General features: G+C 65.2%; 27 protein-coding genes and 1 pseudogene. 3 read left to right on the top strand and 25 right to left on the bottom strand.

Going from position 1 to position 17110, the window contains the following annotated elements:
• Positions 1–11: 11 nt before the first annotated feature.
• The 9 genes from BMW87_RS24125 to BMW87_RS24165 all read right to left on the bottom strand — a co-directional run bounded on the left by BMW87_RS24125 (position 12) and on the right by BMW87_RS24165 (position 5954).
• Entirely contained in the window at positions 12–707 is a 696-nt protein-coding gene (locus BMW87_RS24125) for a response regulator transcription factor (protein ID WP_176928901.1), read from the bottom strand.
• A 50-nt stretch (positions 708–757) separates the two neighbouring features.
• On the bottom strand, positions 758–1147 hold the full coding sequence (locus BMW87_RS24130; protein WP_093079069.1) for a hypothetical protein: 390 nt from the start codon (positions 1145–1147) through the stop codon (positions 758–760).
• Positions 1141–1599, bottom strand: a complete 459-nt coding sequence (locus BMW87_RS24135; protein ID WP_256216888.1) for a DUF4260 domain-containing protein — start codon at positions 1597–1599, stop codon at positions 1141–1143. The genes BMW87_RS24130 and BMW87_RS24135 overlap by 7 nt, the downstream gene beginning before the upstream one ends.
• A 31-nt stretch (positions 1600–1630) precedes the next feature.
• Entirely contained in the window at positions 1631–2098 is a 468-nt protein-coding gene (locus tag BMW87_RS24140; RefSeq protein ID WP_093057760.1) for a Spy/CpxP family protein refolding chaperone, read from the bottom strand.
• A 126-nt stretch (positions 2099–2224) separates the two neighbouring features.
• Positions 2225–2599: a DUF4148 domain-containing protein gene (locus BMW87_RS24145; RefSeq protein ID WP_093057761.1), complete on the bottom strand. Its 375-nt coding sequence runs from the start codon at positions 2597–2599 to the stop codon at positions 2225–2227.
• A 133-nt stretch (positions 2600–2732) separates the two neighbouring features.
• Positions 2733–4535, bottom strand: a complete 1803-nt coding sequence (ptsP, locus tag BMW87_RS24150) for a phosphoenolpyruvate--protein phosphotransferase (RefSeq protein ID WP_093079072.1) — start codon at positions 4533–4535, stop codon at positions 2733–2735.
• A 10-nt stretch (positions 4536–4545) separates the two neighbouring features.
• Positions 4546–4815, bottom strand: a complete 270-nt coding sequence (locus tag BMW87_RS24155; RefSeq protein WP_093057763.1) for an HPr family phosphocarrier protein — start codon at positions 4813–4815, stop codon at positions 4546–4548.
• Positions 4784–5239, bottom strand: a complete 456-nt coding sequence (locus BMW87_RS24160; protein ID WP_093057764.1) for a PTS sugar transporter subunit IIA — start codon at positions 5237–5239, stop codon at positions 4784–4786. Before BMW87_RS24160 ends, BMW87_RS24155 begins: the two co-directional genes overlap by 32 nt.
• A gap of 169 nt (positions 5240–5408) precedes the next feature.
• On the bottom strand, positions 5409–5954 hold the full coding sequence (locus BMW87_RS24165; RefSeq protein ID WP_093079074.1) for a hypothetical protein: 546 nt from the start codon (positions 5952–5954) through the stop codon (positions 5409–5411).
• An 89-nt stretch (positions 5955–6043) separates the two neighbouring features.
• Between BMW87_RS24165 and BMW87_RS24170 the strand changes: the two genes are divergently transcribed.
• Entirely contained in the window at positions 6044–6541 is a 498-nt protein-coding gene (locus tag BMW87_RS24170; protein WP_093057766.1) for a TlpA disulfide reductase family protein, read from the top strand.
• Between the two features lie 65 nt (positions 6542–6606).
• Here the strand turns inward: BMW87_RS24170 and BMW87_RS24175 are convergent, their stop codons facing one another.
• Entirely contained in the window at positions 6607–7053 is a 447-nt protein-coding gene (locus tag BMW87_RS24175) for a c-type cytochrome (RefSeq protein WP_093079075.1), read from the bottom strand.
• Between the two features lie 163 nt (positions 7054–7216).
• Between BMW87_RS24175 and BMW87_RS24180 the strand changes: the two genes are divergently transcribed.
• Positions 7217–7927, top strand: coding sequence for a cytochrome b/b6 domain-containing protein (locus tag BMW87_RS24180; RefSeq protein ID WP_093057768.1), 711 nt, complete (start codon positions 7217–7219; stop codon positions 7925–7927).
• Complete coding sequence (locus BMW87_RS24185) at positions 7924–8511, top strand: GNAT family N-acetyltransferase (protein ID WP_093057769.1); 588 nt, start codon at positions 7924–7926, stop codon at positions 8509–8511. The genes BMW87_RS24180 and BMW87_RS24185 overlap by 4 nt, the downstream gene beginning before the upstream one ends.
• A 22-nt stretch (positions 8512–8533) precedes the next feature.
• Here BMW87_RS24185 and BMW87_RS24190 read toward each other — a convergent pair whose 3' ends face one another.
• The 15 genes and pseudogenes from BMW87_RS24190 to BMW87_RS24260 form a co-directional block, all read right to left on the bottom strand.
• Positions 8534–9040 (bottom strand): peroxiredoxin, encoded by a 507-nt coding sequence (locus BMW87_RS24190; RefSeq protein ID WP_093079077.1) that lies wholly within the window; start codon positions 9038–9040, stop codon positions 8534–8536.
• Positions 9041–9116: 76 nt separating this feature from the next.
• On the bottom strand, positions 9117–9386 hold the full coding sequence (rpsQ, locus tag BMW87_RS24195; RefSeq protein ID WP_015867662.1) for a 30S ribosomal protein S17: 270 nt from the start codon (positions 9384–9386) through the stop codon (positions 9117–9119).
• Between the two features lie 9 nt (positions 9387–9395).
• A complete protein-coding gene (gene rpmC, locus BMW87_RS24200) occupies positions 9396–9605 on the bottom strand; it encodes a 50S ribosomal protein L29 (RefSeq protein ID WP_056589463.1) in 210 nt (69 codons plus the stop codon).
• Positions 9606–9660: 55 nt separating this feature from the next.
• On the bottom strand, positions 9661–10077 hold the full coding sequence (rplP, locus tag BMW87_RS24205) for a 50S ribosomal protein L16 (RefSeq protein WP_007838137.1): 417 nt from the start codon (positions 10075–10077) through the stop codon (positions 9661–9663).
• A gap of 52 nt (positions 10078–10129) precedes the next feature.
• Positions 10130–11044 carry a 30S ribosomal protein S3 gene (gene rpsC, locus BMW87_RS24210; RefSeq protein ID WP_093057771.1) on the bottom strand — a complete coding sequence of 305 codons (915 nt, stop codon included), beginning with the start codon at positions 11042–11044 and terminating at the stop codon, positions 10130–10132.
• Between the two features lie 17 nt (positions 11045–11061).
• On the bottom strand, positions 11062–11394 hold the full coding sequence (gene rplV, locus BMW87_RS24215; RefSeq protein WP_007838134.1) for a 50S ribosomal protein L22: 333 nt from the start codon (positions 11392–11394) through the stop codon (positions 11062–11064).
• 9 nt (positions 11395–11403) lie between these two features.
• On the bottom strand, positions 11404–11682 hold the full coding sequence (gene rpsS, locus BMW87_RS24220) for a 30S ribosomal protein S19 (RefSeq protein WP_007838132.1): 279 nt from the start codon (positions 11680–11682) through the stop codon (positions 11404–11406).
• Between the two features lie 10 nt (positions 11683–11692).
• Entirely contained in the window at positions 11693–12517 is an 825-nt protein-coding gene (gene rplB, locus BMW87_RS24225) for a 50S ribosomal protein L2 (RefSeq protein WP_093057772.1), read from the bottom strand.
• A gap of 2 nt (positions 12518–12519) precedes the next feature.
• A complete protein-coding gene (gene rplW / locus BMW87_RS24230) occupies positions 12520–12855 on the bottom strand; it encodes a 50S ribosomal protein L23 (RefSeq protein WP_093057773.1) in 336 nt (111 codons plus the stop codon).
• Positions 12852–13472: a 50S ribosomal protein L4 gene (gene rplD, locus BMW87_RS24235; RefSeq protein ID WP_019657681.1), complete on the bottom strand. Its 621-nt coding sequence runs from the start codon at positions 13470–13472 to the stop codon at positions 12852–12854. The genes rplW and rplD overlap by 4 nt, the downstream gene beginning before the upstream one ends.
• Positions 13472–14152: a 50S ribosomal protein L3 gene (rplC, locus tag BMW87_RS24240; protein ID WP_093057774.1), complete on the bottom strand. Its 681-nt coding sequence runs from the start codon at positions 14150–14152 to the stop codon at positions 13472–13474. Before rplC ends, rplD begins: the two co-directional genes overlap by 1 nt.
• 237 nt (positions 14153–14389) lie before the next feature.
• Positions 14390–14938: a hypothetical protein gene (locus BMW87_RS24245; RefSeq protein ID WP_093079078.1), complete on the bottom strand. Its 549-nt coding sequence runs from the start codon at positions 14936–14938 to the stop codon at positions 14390–14392.
• Between the two features lie 17 nt (positions 14939–14955).
• Positions 14956–16527, bottom strand: coding sequence for a hypothetical protein (locus BMW87_RS24250; RefSeq protein WP_093079080.1), 1572 nt, complete (start codon positions 16525–16527; stop codon positions 14956–14958).
• A 153-nt stretch (positions 16528–16680) separates the two neighbouring features.
• Positions 16681–16995 (bottom strand): 30S ribosomal protein S10, encoded by a 315-nt coding sequence (rpsJ, locus tag BMW87_RS24255; RefSeq protein WP_007838118.1) that lies wholly within the window; start codon positions 16993–16995, stop codon positions 16681–16683.
• A gap of 21 nt (positions 16996–17016) precedes the next feature.
• Positions 17017–17110, bottom strand: a pseudogene (locus tag BMW87_RS24260) (elongation factor Tu); the annotation flags it as partial.

Here is a 17110-nt window from a genome sequence, read left to right on the forward strand (position 1 = left end):
CGGCGCTGCGCTCATGCAGGTTCGCTTCGTGCCACGGCCAGCGCGTAACCGGCGTTGCGCAGCGTCTTGATGCAGTCCAGCGGCTCGAGCTTCTTGCGCAGGCGGCTCACCACGATGTCGACCGCGCGGGTGTAGAGCTCGGCCTCGTGACCGCGCAGGCGGTTGAGGATGTCGTCGCGGCTGAACACCTTGCCGGGTTCGGCGGCCAGCAGCGCCAGCAGTTCGAACTCGGTGCCCGTGAGCTCCACGCGCTCGCCGTGGCGCAGCACCTGGCGCCGGTCGAGGTCGATCGACAGGCCGTCGAACACGCGGTGCTGCGTGCCGTTGATCACCGCCTGCGGCACGCTGCGCTGGCGGCGCAGGATGGTCTGCACGCGCGCCACCAGCTCGCGCGGCTCGAAGGGCTTGGGCACGTAGTCGTCGGCGCCGAGCTCGAGGCCGACCACGCGGTCCATCACTTCGCCGCGGGCAGTGAGCATGACGATGGGAATGTCGCTTTCCTTGCGGATCTCGCGGCACAGCGCGAAGCCGTCCATCTCGGGCAGCATGACGTCGAGGATGGCCGCGTCGTAGGTGCCGGCACGCAGCTTGGCGAGGCCTTCGCTCGGGCGCACGGCGCTCTCGAGCGTGCAGCCGAAGCGTGCGAAGTAGGTGGTCAGCGGCGCGGCGAGGTGTTCGTCGTCGTCGATCAGCAGGATGCGCGGCATGGCGGGATTGTGCCTCCTGGCAAGGAAATGGCGGATGACCTCGCTGACCATCAAACCTGCCGGCATCGCACCGCCCAGGTCAGACCCGTCACGAGGAGTGAGAGCAAAAGCGCGTGGTAGACCACGTCGGGCACGGTGCGCGGACCGATGCCCGCCACGATGGTGCCGAGCCCGACCAGCGTGCCCAGCAACGCGAAGCCCTGGCCGAAGATGGCGGCGCGGCGCGCGTCCTCGGGGCGCAGCCAGGTCTCGACCGTGGCGAGCACCAGCACGGTGGCGATCACCGCTTCGGCGATGCGGGCGTGCCCATGCGCATAGCCCGGCACGATGCGACCGGCGTGCACCATCGATGCGAGGCCGAGCGCGAGCGCCTCGGTCAGCATCCATGCGCGTGCGGCCTGCGGGCGCATGACGGGGACTGTGCCGCGTTCGCTCACCATGGATCGGCCTTTCCGATGCGGCCCAGGTGCGTGGCGGCAAAGCCCGCCGCGTACTTGAGCCCGTAGCCGAGCGCGCGGTCGAAGCCGATATGGACCAGCCAGATCAGGCTGCCGGCCACCGCCCACGGCATGGCCGCAAGCACGCCGAGCGCCAGCAGCAGCACCGGACCGACGTACGAATGCGCCGCGTTGTAAAGAGCCGCCCCCACGCGCGGCCCCGCGAGGTAGCCCAGCAGCGAGAGATCGGGCGCGAGGAGCCAGAGCGCGAACACGCCCCAGCCCGCGCCGAACTGGGCATAGGCAGCGAGTGCCACGCCGAGCACCACCGCGCCTTCGACCCGCAGCAGCGCACGCACCCCGCCGGCTGCCGCTGCCTGTTCGGAAGATACGGTGGAGCCGGCTTCGCCGGTCCACTGCTGCCGCCCCCGGAGAGGGGGAAGGCGAAGCGACACGAAGTGCGCAAAGCCTGGGGTTGAGTGGAGCCTATCCACGATGGCTCCAGCGGCGCCCACCTCGGTCCATGAAGTCGCGCACCTTCTGCTGCTGCGCGGCATTCAGGTTGTCGTAGAAGTCGGCAGCGGCGGCAATGATCTCGGGGCTGCCGTTGCGCACTGCGGCGGTCTTCTCTTCGACCAGGCGCGTGGCGCCAGCCTGGTCGAGCTTGTTGCCCGCGAACAGCGCCTTGAACTGCGAGCGTGGGTCGCCCGAGCCGCCGGCGCCGCGCATGGCTTCGCGCTGCGCCTGCAGCTTCTCGGCCAGCACGGTGAGCTTCTGCTTCTGGTTGGCATCGAGCTCGAGCTTGCTGCCCACGCGCTCGATCATCTTCGCGCGGAACTCGGCGCTGTCGCCACCGCCCCAGCCGTGCCGTTGACCGGCACAGCCGGCGATGCTGCCGGCAACCATCGCGGCGCCCGCAAAACCGAAGAGAGTTCGTTTGATCCAGTACTTCATGGTGATTCCTTGTGTTGTCTGTGAGGAGGAAGCTCCATGGTGCGATCTGCACCGGGCCAAGTCCTCTCGCTGCGGTTGCGGCGTGTTTCGTTTTATTGCGACGCGCGTGGAGGCGAACCAGACGGCTTACAGGCGGCTGCTCTTGGCGTTGGCAGCCGAGGCGCGCGCGTCGACGGGGTTCTGCATCGTCGAGATGACCTGGCTGTTCACGCGCGAGCTGGCCGACACGTTCTGGTCGGGCGCAGCGGTGGCGCGCACGGCTTCGGCGACGATGCGACCGCGCTCGGTCGACACAGCCATGGTCTCGGCACCGCGCGAACCGCGCACCACGTTCTGGTTGGGTGCCGATGCAGTGCTCACGGCTTCGGCGCTGACGTCGGCGCGGCTCTTGGCCGACACGGCGGGCTGTACGCCCTCGTAGCTTTCAGCCTTTGCGCCGGCTGCTGCGAGCATGGCGAACGAGCCGACGGCGATGATCTGGGTCAGGGAGAGAGATTTCATGATGCAGGCCTTTCTTTCAGGGTTGGAAGAGGAGGCCTGATCGTGCTTGCGGGGTTCCCGCAAGTCCTTTCGCCGCAGTTTCGGCGTGTATCGTTTCTTTTCACCCACCCGCAAGGGTGAGTGAAAAGTACGCTCAACCCGCCATCACGGTGGCAGGGTCGTCGGACTCGAGCACGCTCTTGGCCCATGCCTCGAGCTTGCTGGTGTCGGCGCGCAGCACTTCCTGCTTGACCGCAAGAATGCGCGAGGGGTGCATCGAGAAGCTGCGCAGGCCCAGGCCCAGCAGCAGGCGCGTGAAGGCCACGTCACCGGCCATCTCGCCGCACACGGCCACGCCCTTGCCCTGGCGGCGGCACTCGGCGATGGTGTCGGCCACGAGGCGCAGCACCGCCGGGTGCGCAGGGTCGTAGAGGTGCGCCACCGATTCGTCGGCGCGGTCGATGGCCAGCGTGTACTGGATCAGGTCGTTCGTGCCGATCGACAGGAAATCGAAGTGCTTCAGGAAGATGCGCAGCGTGAGCGCAGCCGCGGGAATCTCGATCATGGCGCCGAGCTTCACCGGGCCATGCACCGCGCCGCGGTTGTCGAGCTCGGTGCGCGCGAAGTCGATCAGCGACAGCGTCTGGCGGATCTCGCTCGCGTGCGCGAGCATGGGGATCAGCAGGTGGATCTCGCCGTGCGCCGCCGCGCGCAGGATGGCGCGCAGCTGCGTGAGGAACATCGCCGGGTCAGCCAGGCTCCAGCGAATGGCGCGCAGGCCGAGCGCGGGGTTCAGGTGCTCCTGCTTGTTGGCCGACTTGCTGTCGAGCGGCTTGTCTGCCCCCACGTCGATGGTGCGGATGGTGACGGGCATGCCCTGCATGCCCTCGACCGCGCGCTTGTAGGCCTGGTACTGCTCTTCTTCGTCGGGCAGGCGGGTCTGGCGCGTGGTCGACTCGCGGCCCATGAAGAGGAATTCGCTGCGGAACAGGCCCACGCCCACGGCGCCGGCCTTGACGGCGCCCACGGTGTCTTCGGGCATCTCGATGTTGGCGAGCAGCTCGACGCGCTGGCCGTCGAGAGTGATGGCCGGCTTGTGGCGCAGCCGCGCGAGCCGGCCGCGTTCGAGATCGCCCTGGCGCTGCTTGAAGCCGTACTCGGCCAGGATGATCGGCGACGGGTCGACGATCACCACGCCGGCGTCGCCGTCGATGATGACCCAGTCGTCCTGGCGCACCAGCTGGCTCGCGGTGCGCGCGCCGACCACGGCCGGGATGTCCATGCTGCGCGCGACGATGGCAGTGTGCGAGGTGCGCCCGCCGACGTCGGTGACGAAGCCGGCGAACACGCTCTTCTTGAACTGCAGCATGTCGGCCGGCGAGAGGTCGTGCGCGATGAGCACCAGCGGCACGTCGATGCCGTCGCCCGCGGTGGGGTCGTCGTTGTCGTCGTCCGAGGCGGCGGCGCGCTTGCGGCGCGGCGGGCTCGGTGCCAGCACGGCGGCCGTGCCCTTCATGCGGTGCAGCAGGCGCTCGACCACCTGTTCGAGGTCGGCCTTGCGCTCGCGCAGGTACTCGTCCTCCATCTCGTCGAACTGGCGCGCGATGATTTCGAGCTGCGTGGTCAGCGCCCATTCGGCGTTGTAGAGCCGCTCGCTGATCCAGTGCTTGACGCCGCCGCTCAAGGCCTCGTCCTGCAGCAGCATCTGGTGCACTTCGAGCAGCGCCGCGAGTTCGTGCGGCGCGTCGTTGGGGCCCATCAGCGCGACGTTGGCCTGCAGCTTGGCGAGCTCGTCGGCCACCGCGTTGCGCGCGGTGCGCACACGGTCGATCTCGGTCTCGATCTCTTCGGGCTTGATGAAGTAGTGGGCCACGTCGATGCGGCTCGACACCACCATCACTGCGCGCCCGATGGCAATGCCACGGGCGACAGGGAGGCCGTGGACTGCGAAGGTCATGGGACGGTCCTTACTCGCCTTCGCCGAACTTGTCGTCCATGAGCTGGACGATGGCGTTCATCGCTTCTTCTTCCTGCGCACCGTTGGTCTCGAGCTCGACGGTCGAGCCGATGCCGGCGGCCAGCATCATCACGCCCATGATGCTCTTGGCATTGATGCGACGGTCGCCGCGGGAGAGCCACACCTCGCAGGGAAAGCTGCCTGCGAGCTTGGTCAGCTTGGCCGATGCGCGTGCGTGCAGGCCCAGCTTATTGCTGATGGTCACGGATTTCTTGATCACTGTGCTTTCTTTTCGCCTGATTCTGGGGAGCCGCCACCGCCACCTGCATGACGCCCGCGGTGCCGCCCGCGAGGGCGCGCTGCACCAGCGTCTCCAGAGGCTCATGCCGGTAGGTGACGGCGCGCAGCAGCATCGGAAGATTGACCCCCGCCACCAGCCGCGACCGGACGCCGTCCACCAGCTTCTGCGCCACGTTGCAGGGCGTGGCGCCGAACACGTCTGCCAGCACCAGCACCTGCGAGCGCGGCGTGTGCAGCTGCTGCGCAAGGGTGATGCGCGCGGCCGCCAGCGTTTCTTCGGGCGACACGTTGGGCAGCACGTCGAGCGCGACGATGGCCTGCTCGCAATCGGGAAACACATGCAGCGCACACTGCCGCAGCGCGTGTGCGAACGGTGAGTGGGCGATGATGAGGATGCTGTTCATGCGGGACGGAGGACGACTCGTCGATTATGCGGGGGCGCCCAGGGGAAGTAGATATACGACATAACGCAGCAGCCCCGAAAAACAGACAACGCCGCGCGAAATGAGACAGCCGTGTGTCCACACCTGTCGCGGGAGGCACTATCAAAACAATAGCGAATGGTGCGATCGTTCACGGAAGCCGCAGGCCCTCGAAGAATGTCTTCGACGCTTCGGCCGAGGAAGGCTCGCCCAGCACGGTGGCTTGGTAAAGCGCCACAGTGCCGTCTTTTTGCGACTGGGCGAACCAGAGCACCTGTACCGGCGCGGCGCCCTGCTGCTTTGGCTGGGCATCGAGCCGCAACGGGGCGGGTGTGGCGGTCGCGCGCTGCACGCTGGCGGGGGCTTGCGTCATCTGCTGCGCTTCTCCCAGCTGGCCGCGCGTGGCAGCGCGCCATGCGTTGAGCCAGGCCTCGGCCTGTTCGGGGCCTTTGGCGGAGGCATGCGCGATGGCGAAGGTCGCGCCGCCGGCTTCGCAACCCGCCATGTCGACCTGCACCGATTCGGCGCCCAGCGGCAGGGCACGGCTTGCGCGGTCTGGCTTGCAGGGCAGCAGCGCGATCAGGCCCGATTCGGCGACCGGCACTTCGCGCCAGTTGAAAGTGGGGCTGCAGGCTGCGAGCAGGGCTGCCGCGGCCAGCGCCAGCCAGGAAGAAGAGAAAGCGGGCGACGACGGCATGGGGCAGCGATTATCGAACCGCGCGAGGGCCGCCAGCACGATCCGGCACGCGGAACTAAAATCGCGCCGCCCTTCTCTTGCTTGAAGCCATGAAAAAATACATCGCCGCTGCCGCCGTCGTCATCGCATTGGCCACCGGCGTGGGCGTGTACCTCGGCTCCGGCGCCACTGCCGCGCCGGCCTCGACCTTCGTGCTGCTCGACGGCACGCAAAAGAGCACGGCGGACCTGAAGGGCAAGGTCACTCTGGTCAACTTCTGGGCCACAAGCTGCGTGACCTGCGTCGGCGAGATGCCCAAGGTCATCGCCACCTACGACAAATACAAGGCGCAGGGCTACGACACCCTGGCCGTGGCCATGAGCTACGACCCGCCGAGCTACGTCGTCAATTTCGCCCAGACGCGCAAGCTGCCGTTCAAGGTGGCGATCGACAACACCGGCAGCGTGGCGCAGGCCTGGGGCGACGTGAAGCTCACGCCGACCACCTACCTGGTCAACAAGCGCGGCGAGATCGTGAAGCGCTATGTGGGCGAGCCGGACTTCGCCGAACTGCACAAATTGATCGAAAAGCTGCTGGCCGAAGCCTGATCTCCGGTCTTCCCAACGAAAAGGCGCTCCGAAAGAGCGCCTTTTGTTTTTGCGATGCGGCTTGCTTATTGGTTGCGGAAGCTGTCGTGGCAGGCCTTGCAGCTTGCGGCGGTCGGGCCGAACTGGGCCTTGAGCGCGTCGAGGTTGCCGGCCTTGGCAGCGGTCACCAGCTTGCCGGTTTCTTCCATCAGCTTCTGCTGGCGCTCCTTGAACTTGGCGTCTTCCTTCCAGACTTCGGGCTTGGCCTTGCCGCCCTCGGTGCCGGCACCAAAGCTGGCCCAGGGCAGCTTCGCCATGTCGGCGACCACTTCGGCATTGGCCGCGGCAACGCTGGCGTCGTAGGGCGCACGGCCGTTGGCCATGGCGCCGAGGCGAGCGAAATGCTGGCTCATCACGAACAGCGCGCTCTGGCGGTACTTGATGGAGTCCTCGGGCTTGGCAAACTGGGCCGCGGCGGGAAGAGACATGGCAGCGCAGGCGGCTGCAAGGGCGAACGAAGCTAGTCTGGTCATCGTGGGTCCTCGTTGTGGGGAAAGCGCCGTCGAATGCGGCACTGCCGGCGAGTGTAGGGGCGGCCCGTGTCCCGCGCATAGCAACAACCCGAAGCAGACTGGGGCCCGGACTTTGCTAATCTGCGCCTTCCGCAGCATTGCGCCCCCCTTGGCGCCTTCTTCGATGACCGACTCCTCCGTGGCCGCCTTTCGCGCGGCCTCCGGCCCCGGTGCCCGCACGCGGGTCTGGGACCTGCCGACGCGCCTTTTCCACTGGGCGCTGGCCATCGCCGTCATCGGCATGATCGGCACCGGCCTGGGCGGCGTCATGGAATGGCACTTCCGCCTTGGGTACACGGTGCTTTCGCTGCTGCTGTTCCGGCTGCTCTGGGGTTTCGTCGGCGGCCGCTGGTCGCGCTTCGCGGCTTTCGTCTACGGGCCGGGGTCTGTCGTGGCGTACCTGCGCGGACGGGCGCATCCGGACCATCTGATCGGGCACACGCCGCTGGGCGCGCTGTCAGTGTTTGCGGTGCTGGCGATCCTGGCGCTGCAGGTCGCTACCGGGCTGATGGCGGACGACGAAATCTCGGCGTCCGGGCCGCTCACTCGTTTCGTCTCGGGCGAGGTCGTGAGCCTGGCCACGGGCTGGCACAAGGCGCAGGGCAAGTGGGCCGTGATTGCGCTCGTGAGCCTGCATGTGCTGGCGGTGTTGTTCTACGTGCTCGTCAAGCGGCATCGCCTGGTGCGGCCGATGGTGACGGGCGACAAGCTGGTTTCCGCAGAGAGCGGGCAGGTAGCGCCGAGCCGCGACGACGCGGCCTCGCGCTGGCTTGCGCTGGTGTTGTTCGCGCTGTGCGCGGGCGTGGCTTATTGGGTTTCTTCGTTGCGCGTATGAGCTTCTCTGTGTCACGCCCCCTGCCGCTGTCGGCGATGCCGGCTGTCGTGTTGCTCACGCCCGAGGAGGCGCACGAGATCGAGGCCGCGCGCGCGATCTTCAGCGACTATGCGGGCTCGCTGGGCATCGATCTGGACTTTCAGGATTTCGACAGCGAACTGGCGCAGTTGCCCGGCGAATACGCCGAGCCGCGCGGCACGCTGTTGCTGGCGCTGGTCGATCCGGTCAATGTGTCGGAAGACGCCGGGCGCCAGGCGCCGACGCTGCAGCGCGCCGACGGCACGCTGGCGCATGTGGCGGGGTGCTGCGCGCTGCGGCCGCTCGACAGCGCGGACTACGCGAACGCCGCGGAAATGAAGCGCCTGTACGTACGCCCCGGGTTCCGCGGCCTTGGCCTGGGCCGTCAACTGGCCGAGGCGATCATCGATGCCGCACGCAGCGCGGGATACGGCTGCGTGCTGCTCGACACTCTCGACGACATGGAGTCGGCGCGGGCCCTCTACGAAGACCTGGGCTTCGCGGAGGTACCGCCCTACTATCACAACCCCGTCGCCGGGGCCCACTACCTCAAAGTGGATCTCTGAGATCTCTGACCGGAGCGGCCGATCAGCCGCGGGCCTGGGCCAGCAGGGTGTCGGCGTCGCTGACTTCGAACTTGCCCGGTGCCTCGACGTTCAGCGTCGCGACCTTGCCGTCCTTCACGAGCATCGAATAGCGGTTGCTGCGAAGGCCCATGCCACGCCCGGTCAGGTCGAGCGTGAGGCCGGTGGCCTTGGCGAAATCGGCGCTGCCATCGGCCAGCATGCGCACCTTGGCGCCGGTCTTCTGGTCGCGCGCCCAGGCGCCCATCACGAAGGCGTCGTTCACGCTCACGCACCAGATCTCGTCCACGCCGGCGGCCTTGAAGTCGTCGAAGTGCTGCACGTAGCCCGGCACATGCTTGGCCGAGCAGGTGGGCGTGAAGGCACCGGGCAACGCGAACAGCGCGATGGTCTTGCCCGCCGAAGCCTTGCTCACGTCCACGGCGTTCGGGCCGATGCTGCAGCCTTCGCCCTCGACCTCGGAATATTCCTGCAGGGTGGCCGAAGGAAGGGTGTCGCCGACTTTGATCATTGAATGTGCTCCTGAAAAAGAAAAACGGCCCACATTGTGGGCCGTTTCTAGATGGGCTGTATCGAGCCGGGGATGATCAGACCAGAACGGCCTTCTCGACCAGACGGGTCACGACCCAGTTCTTGGTCTTCGAGATCGGACGGCTTTCCGTGATCTCGATGGTGTCGCCCAGCTTGTACTCGCCCTTTTCGTCATGGGCGTGGTACTTGCTCGTCTTGGCCACGATCTTGCCGTAGAGCTCGTGCTTCACACGGCGCTCGACCAGCACGGTCACGGTCTTGGCACGCTTGTCGCTGACCACCTTGCCGATCAAGGTGCGCTTGAGGGATTTTTTAGCTTCCGTCATGTTCACTCCTTACTTGGCGGCGGGGGTTTCTTGCTGCTTCTGAGCAAGAATGGTCTTGGCGCGTGCGATGTCGCGACGCGTAACGCGCAGCGTCGAGGTGTTCGACAGCTGTTGCGTGGCTTTCTGCATGCGCAGGCCGAAATGGGCCTTCTGCAGATCCTTGATTTCGGCTTGCAGGCCCGCGACGTCCTTCGTGCGCAGGGTTGCGGCCTTCGTCACCTTGGCCGGAGCCGCGGTTTCTTTTTTCTTACGTGTTGCCATGGATGTTCTCCTCTCAGGCGCCGAGCTGGCGAGCGACGAACGTCGTACGCAGCGGAAGCTTGGCGGCGGCCAGGCGGAACGCTTCGCGGGCGAGTTCTTCGGGCACGCCGACGATCTCGAACACGATCTTGCCAGGCTGGATTTCAGCGACGTAGTACTCGGGGTTGCCCTTACCGTTACCCATCCGCACTTCAGCGGGCTTGGTAGAGATTGGCTTGTCCGGGAACACGCGGATCCAGATACGGCCACCGCGCTTCACGTGACGCGAAATCGCGCGACGAGCGGCTTCGATCTGGCGCGCCGTGAGGCGGCCGCGGTCGGTGCATTTGAGACCGAAGTCACCGAACGCAACCGAGTTACCCGTGGTTGCGATGCCGGTGTTGCGGCCCTTTTGTTCCTTGCGGAACTTTCTGCGTGCAGGTTGCAGCATGTTTTGTTACTCCGTGAGGGCCCCAGGCACTTGCGTGCCCGGGAGCGACCGATTACTCGGTCTTGGCACCGTCCGCTGCTGCAGCGGGCGCGGCTTTGCGGACGCGCTTAACGGCGGGTTTCGAGTCTGCACCGGCACCGCCGGTTGCTTCTGCGGGCTTGTCGCTGCCATCGGCCGGGGCGGTGTTGCCACCGATCGGGCCACGGGCACCGGCGCGCGGGCCGGGACCACGACGGTCGCTGCCCGGACGGTCGCCACCAGGGCGGCCATCACGGCGCGGACCGCGCGGACGACGTTCTTCTTCAGGACGCGGCGTTTCGACGGCCGGCAGGTCGTTACGACCCAGCGTGTCGCCCTTGTAGACCCAGACCTTGACGCCGATGACGCCGTAGGTGGTCTTGGCTTCCGAGGTGCCGTAGTCGATGTCGGCGCGCAGGGTGTGAAGCGGCACGCGGCCTTCGCGGTACCACTCGGTACGTGCGATTTCGATGCCGTTCAGGCGGCCAGCCGACATGATCTTGATGCCCAGGGCACCCAGACGCATGGCGTTTTGCATGGCGCGCTTCATGGCGCGGCGGAACATGATCCGCTTTTCGAGCTGCTGCGTGATGCTGTCGGCGATCAGCTGCGCATCGATTTCGGGCTTGCGCACTTCTTCGATGTTGACCGCAACCGGCACGCCGAGCTGCTTGCCCAGTTCGCGCTTGAGGTTCTCGATGTCTTCGCCCTTCTTGCCGATCACGACGCCCGGACGTGCCGAGTAGATCGTGATGCGTGCGTTCTTGGCGGGACGCTCGATCATGACGCGCGAGACCGAAGCGTTCTTCAGCTTCTTCTTCAGGTATTCGCGAACCTTGATGTCTTCGGCCAGCATGCCCGCGAAATCGCGGTCGCTTGCGTACCAACGGCTGGACCAGTTACGGGTGACCGCAAGGCGGAACCCGGTTGGGTGGATTTTCTGTCCCATATTTCTTCCAGGCCTTCTTAGTTGCCAACCGTCACGTACACATGGCACGTGGGCTTGCTGATGCGATTGCCGCGACCCTTGGCCCGCGCCGTGAAGCGCTTGAGCGTTGCACCTTGCTCGACGTAGATGGTCTTGACCTTCAGCTCGTCGATGTCGGCACCGTCGTTGTGCTCGGCGTTGGCAATTGCCGACTCGAGCACCTTCTTGATGATCACAGCGGCCTTTTTCTGCGTGAACTGCAGAACGTTGAGCGCTTGATCGACCTTCTTGCCGCGGATGAGATCCGCGACCAGACGGCCCTTGTCGACCGACAGGCGGACACCGCGGAGGACTGCACGTGTTTCAGACATGGTCGTTCCTTACTTCTTCTGGACTTTTTTGTCCGCGGGGTGCCCCTTGAACGTGCGCGTGAGCGCAAATTCGCCGAGCTTGTGGCCGACCATCTGGTCGGTGATGTACACGGGCACGTGTTGCTTGCCGTTGTGCACAGCGATGGTCAGACCGATGAATTCGGGCAGGACCATCGAGCGGCGCGACCAGGTCTTGATCGGCTTCTTGTCCTTGGTCGTCACGGCCTTGTCGGCCTTGGCCACGAGGTGGTGGTCGACGAAAGGACCCTTTTTGAGAGAGCGAGTCATTGGCTATCCCTTACTTCTTGCGACGCGACACGATGAAGACCTGCGTGCGCTTGTTGTTACGGGTGCGATAGCCCTTGGTCAGATTGCCCCATGGGTCGACAGGATGGCGGCCTTCGCCAGTCTTGCCTTCGCCGCCACCGTGCGGGTGGTCGACCGGGTTCATCACGACGCCGCGAACGGTCGGGCGAATACCCTTCCAGCGCTTGGCGCCTGCCTTGCCGAGTTGGCGCAGGCTGTGCTCTTCGTTGGCAACTTCGCCGATCGTCGCGCGGCACTCGATGTGAATGCGGCGGACTTCGCCCGAACGCATGCGGACCTGGGCGTAAACGCCTTCACGGGCCAGCAGCGTGGCCGACGTACCAGCCGAACGTGCGATCTGCGCGCCCTTGCCGGGTTGCAGTTCGATGCAGTGGATCGTCGAGCCGACCGGGATGTTGCGGATCGGCAGGGTGTTGCCGGCGCGGATCGGGGCTTCGGCGCCCGACAGCAGCGTTGCACCAGCCTCAAGACCGCGCGGGGCGATGATGTAGCGGCGCTCGCCGTCGGCGTAGCAGACCAGAGCGATGTGGGCGGTGCGGTTCGGGTCGTACTCGATGCGTTCGACCTTGGCCGGGATGCCGTCCTTGTTGCGCACGAAGTCGACAACGCGGTAGTGGTGCTTGGAACCACCGCCACGGTGACGGATCGTGATGTGACCGTTGTTGTTACGGCCGGCCTTCTGGAACTGGGGTTCCAGCAGGGCTGCGTGAGGAGCACCCTTGAACAGGTGGTCACGCGAGATCTTCACCGCGCCGCGTTGGCCCGGCGAAGTGGGTTTCATCTTGATGACGGCCATGATTAAGCGCCTTCCCCGACGAGGTTGAGCTCTTGACCGGCCTTCAGCGTCACATAGGCCTTGCGAACGTTGTCGCGGCGGCCGATGGACTTGCCAAAGCGCTTGGTCTTGCCCTTGGTGTTGAGCACCGACACGCCCTGGACTTCGACCTTGAACATCAGTTCGACAGCGGCCTTGATCTCGGGCTTGGTGGCGTCTTGCAGCACCTTGAAAGTGACAGCGTTCGACTTCTCGCCGACCATCGTGGCCTTTTCGGACACGATCGGGGCGACCAGCACCGCCATCAGGCGGCCTTCTTCGAACGTACGTTCAGCGGCGGTAGGGTTCACGCGGCTCATGCGAACATCTCCTTGAGCTTGTCGACGGCACCCTTGGTGACCAGCACCTTCTTGTAGTGAACCAGCGACACCGGATCGGCGTAGCGGGGTTCGACCACGAGAACGTTGACCAGATTGCGCGAGGCAAGGTACAGGTTTTCGTCGACTTCTTCGGCGATCACGAGCACGGACTCGAGATTCATCGCCTTGAAACGGGCTGCCAGCGGCTTGGTCTTGGGCGAGTCGACCTTGATCGAATCGACCACGGCCAGACGGCCTTCGCGAGCCAGCTGCGAGAAGATGGACGCCATGCCGGCGCGGTACATCTTCTTGTTGATCTTCTGCGAGAAGTTTTCGTCAGGCATGTTCGGGAAAATCCGGCCACCCCCGCGCCACAGCGGCGAGGACGTCATACCGGCACGGGCGCGGCCCGTTCCCTTTTGCTTGAAAGGCTTCTTGGTCGAGTGCTTGACCTGTTCGCGGTCCTTCTGGGCGCGCGTGCCTTGGCGTGCGTTGGCCTGGAATGCAACGACGATCTGGTGAACCAGGTCTTCGTTGTAGTCACGGCCGAACACGGTCTCGGGGGCGTCGTACTTCGACGCGGCCTGGCCTTGTTCGTTCAGGAGTTCGAGTTCCATTACTTCGCTCCTTGGGCCGCTTGCGGCTTGGCCTTGACGGCGGGACGCACGGTGACGAAGCCACCCTTCGAACCCGGAATCGCGCCCTTGATGAGCAGCAGTTGACGTGCTTCGTCGATGCGGAACACGTCGAGGTTTTGCGTCGTGCGGGTGACGTCGCCGAGGTGGCCCGTCATGCGCTTGCCGGGGAACACGCGACCGGGGTCTTGTGCCATACCGATCGAGCCGGGAACGTTGTGCGAACGGCTGTTACCGTGCGACGCGCGTTGCGAGCTCATGTTGTGACGCTTGATCGTGCCAGCGTAGCCCTTGCCGATGGAAGTGCCCTGCACGTCCACCTTCTGGCCCACGGAGAAGACGCTCGTCACTGCGATCACGCCGCCAGCCTTGTGCTGACCAGCGGTATCGGCGGTAACGCGGAATTCCTGGATGATTTCGCCTGCTTCGACACCTGCCTTGGCGAGGTGGCCGGCTTCGGGCTTGGTCACGCGCGATGCTTTGCGCGAACCGAACGTCACCTGCAGGGCGACGTAGCCATCGGTCTCTTGGGACTTGATCTGGGTCACACGGTTGTTGGACACATCCACCACCGTGACAGGAACTGCGTCCCCGTCATCGGTGAAGAGACGCATCATCCCCACCTTGCGGCCCAGCAACCCGAGGGAGTTGCTCAGACTCATTTGTTTTCTCCAAAAATGGAAACTCCCTACGCCGCTGCCACTTCAATTGGCGACAGCGTTTGCCGGGCTTCCCCGACAGCGTAAGAAGGTTGATAAATCTCTGCCAGAACAGCACCCAATGCAGACGCAGCAAGGGCAGAGCCAGCGATTATAGCCCGCGATGCGGGCTCTGCGCAAGCACTGCAGTTGCGGCCGCTTTGAGGGCGCCGAAGCCCCGCTTCCGGGGTCTTTCGCAGCTTATTTCGGCTCTTTGGCCGGCAGCGAGATGATTTTTTCGCCTTCCGCGGACGACTTCATCTCGCCCGCAGCCTTCATGGCCGGGGCGGCCGAGCCGGTCTGCACGGGGATGGCGACGATGCTCATGGCGCCGTTCTGCGTGACAAAGACGTTCAGGTAGGCAAGGCCTTCGCGGTCGCTCGTCACCGTGGCGGTGGCGGTCGTACGCTGGCCGGCGGGAAGGGCCAGGCTGCTGCTTGTGGTCAGGGTCAGGCCGGCATCGGTCGTCAGGCGCGCGGTGGCACCCGCCGGATCGCTCACGCCGTCGAACTGCAGAACAACAGAGACCGGCCGGCCGACCTGGGGCGTGCCCTCTACCCTGAACTGGATCACGACACCGGAATCGTTGGGCTTGCGTGCTGCGACCGTCATAGGCGCAGCATTGCGGGACGAGGCTGCGTGCTTCGCGGTGCGGGGCGCCGGCACGCCATCTGCAAAGACCGGCGCCGACGCGGCGGCTAGCGTCAGGCATGCCAAGGCGGCAATCGTCGAACTGGAACGGAGGTTCATGGCGGCCTTCCTCGCTGCTACTGAATGATCACGCCGAAGCAGGTGCTGGTGGCGGAATTGTTGAGATCGTTGACAACCAGAACATAGTCGCCAGCCGACAGGTTGACCGAACTGGTATTTCGGCTCACCACGCCACCCCGATAGATCGCGTAGTTGGGATTAGCGCCCCCCGGCGGGGAGATCGTGAACTGGTAACCACGGTTGGTGGGCGCCGTGAAACGCAGGTACGCGAAGCTTCCGAGCTTGTTTCCGTCACGCTGAGGATCCGCAGCGTTCGTCACACAGGCCGAAGTGGCCGTACCGACCACCGCCTGCTTGTACATCGGCAACGCGATCGACACGCCGCCATCATTGCCCTCCCCCGCGCCGTAGGCATCATTGACCGTGATGCTCTGCCCCGTGAGCAACGCGGCCAGCGTGGATGCACTGCTCTGCGCTGTCGCGTTGAATGCCACGGCGAACGGATGAATCGACGTGACCGGCGCACCGCTCCTGAATAGCGCCCCCGTCATCGTGTCGTGGATCGGCTTGAAACCGACCTGCTGATTCAGATTCCAGAAGATCGACTGAATCGAGGATTCGCGGAACCATCCTCGGTTGGTCGCCGGCCCCTGCGTGAGATCGAGGCTGCCGCCCTGGGCCTGGCCAGGGCCACCCGAATCGACATAGTTGCTGCGCCCCAACGCAATGCCCGACCAGCCGTTGCCCCATCCTTCGGAGAAAGCGAGGCGGCGGTCGATGAGTTCACTCGTGGAGTGCGCGCCGCCCGGCGAATCGTCGCGGCTGAAGGAGGCCTGGTAGTAGTGCCCCCATTCGTGCGCGATCACGGGCGCGTCGAATTCGTCGGTATCCACATCTTCCTTGCCGAGCACGTAGATTTCGGCACCCGAACTCCTTCCGATGAAGAACGTGGTGCCAATCTGGCCCAGCGCGATGCTGCCGCCGGAGTTGGTGTTGTTGACACTCCAGAACACCTTCAGCGACGGAAACGCCGTCGCCGGAGCCACCGACAGCACTTTCTGCATCGCGGTGTAGACCGTGTCCATCACGGCGAACGGCCCGGACACACGCTGGCTGGTGTAGCTCGACCCGCCCCATCCGCTGCCGGCGCGCAGGTCGCGGGTGAGCGCCGCGGTGCCGGTGGAGAATGCCGACGACTGCATGGAATAGATCGCGTTCGACTGCGTGTTGTCACGCACGGTGACGTCCCAACTCGGAAGCGCGCCAGTGCGGGTCAGTTGAGCGCGCACGCGGACAACGACGTTCGCGTTTGACGGAACGCTCGCCGAGTAGGCGCCGTTGTCATCGGTGGAAGTCGTGGCCAGCTGGCTGCCACTGGTGGCATCGAGTACTTCGACAAAAGCACCACGCACTGGTTTGACCGAGATATCGGAATACACGAGGCGGCCACTGGGATTGGGTACCGACTCGTAAGTGGCCGTGCCACTCAGGGCAACTGGCGTCGTCGGAAGCACGGGCAGCAAGGGAATGCCGCCACCGCCTCCTCCCCCACCGCCGCCACATGCGGTCAGCAACGCCGCCGCGATGCAAGCCACCAAACCCGACGCAAAAGAGATGCTTTGTCTCATAGCTGTGCTGCCCTCGTTTCAGCTGTCCGACGCCTCGATGGAGGGAGGCTGTCGTCCGGCGAGGATGCCACATCTGCGCGACATAAAGCACAAAGCCCGCCTGCATTTCTGCAGGCGGGCTTCACAAATAACCGCGACGCGAGGTCGAACGGATTACTGCAGCTTGATCTCGACGTCCACGCCGGCCGGCAGGTCGAGCTTCATCAGCGCGTCCACGGTCTTGTCGGTCGGGTCGACGATGTCCATCAGGCGCTGGTGCGTGCGGATTTCCAGCTGGTCGCGCGACGTCTTGTTGACGTGCGGCGAACGCAGGATGTCGAAACGCTTCATGCGGGTCGGCAGGGGCACGGGACCCTTGACGATCGCGCCGGTGCGCTTGGCGGTGTCGACGATCTCGGCTGCCGACTGGTCGATCAGCTTGTAGTCGAATGCCTTCAGGCGGATGCGGATTTTTTGCTTGGTAGCCATGGTGATTCCTTTGCGTCCGGCTTAGATGTCGAGGATCTTGGCCACGACGCCCGAACCCACGGTACGGCCGCCTTCACGGATGGCGAAGCGCAGGCCTTCTTCCATCGCGATCGGG

It is taken from the genome of Variovorax sp. OV084 (genome assembly GCF_900111625.1).
In the GTDB taxonomy this organism is placed as follows: domain Bacteria; phylum Pseudomonadota; class Gammaproteobacteria; order Burkholderiales; family Burkholderiaceae_C; genus Variovorax.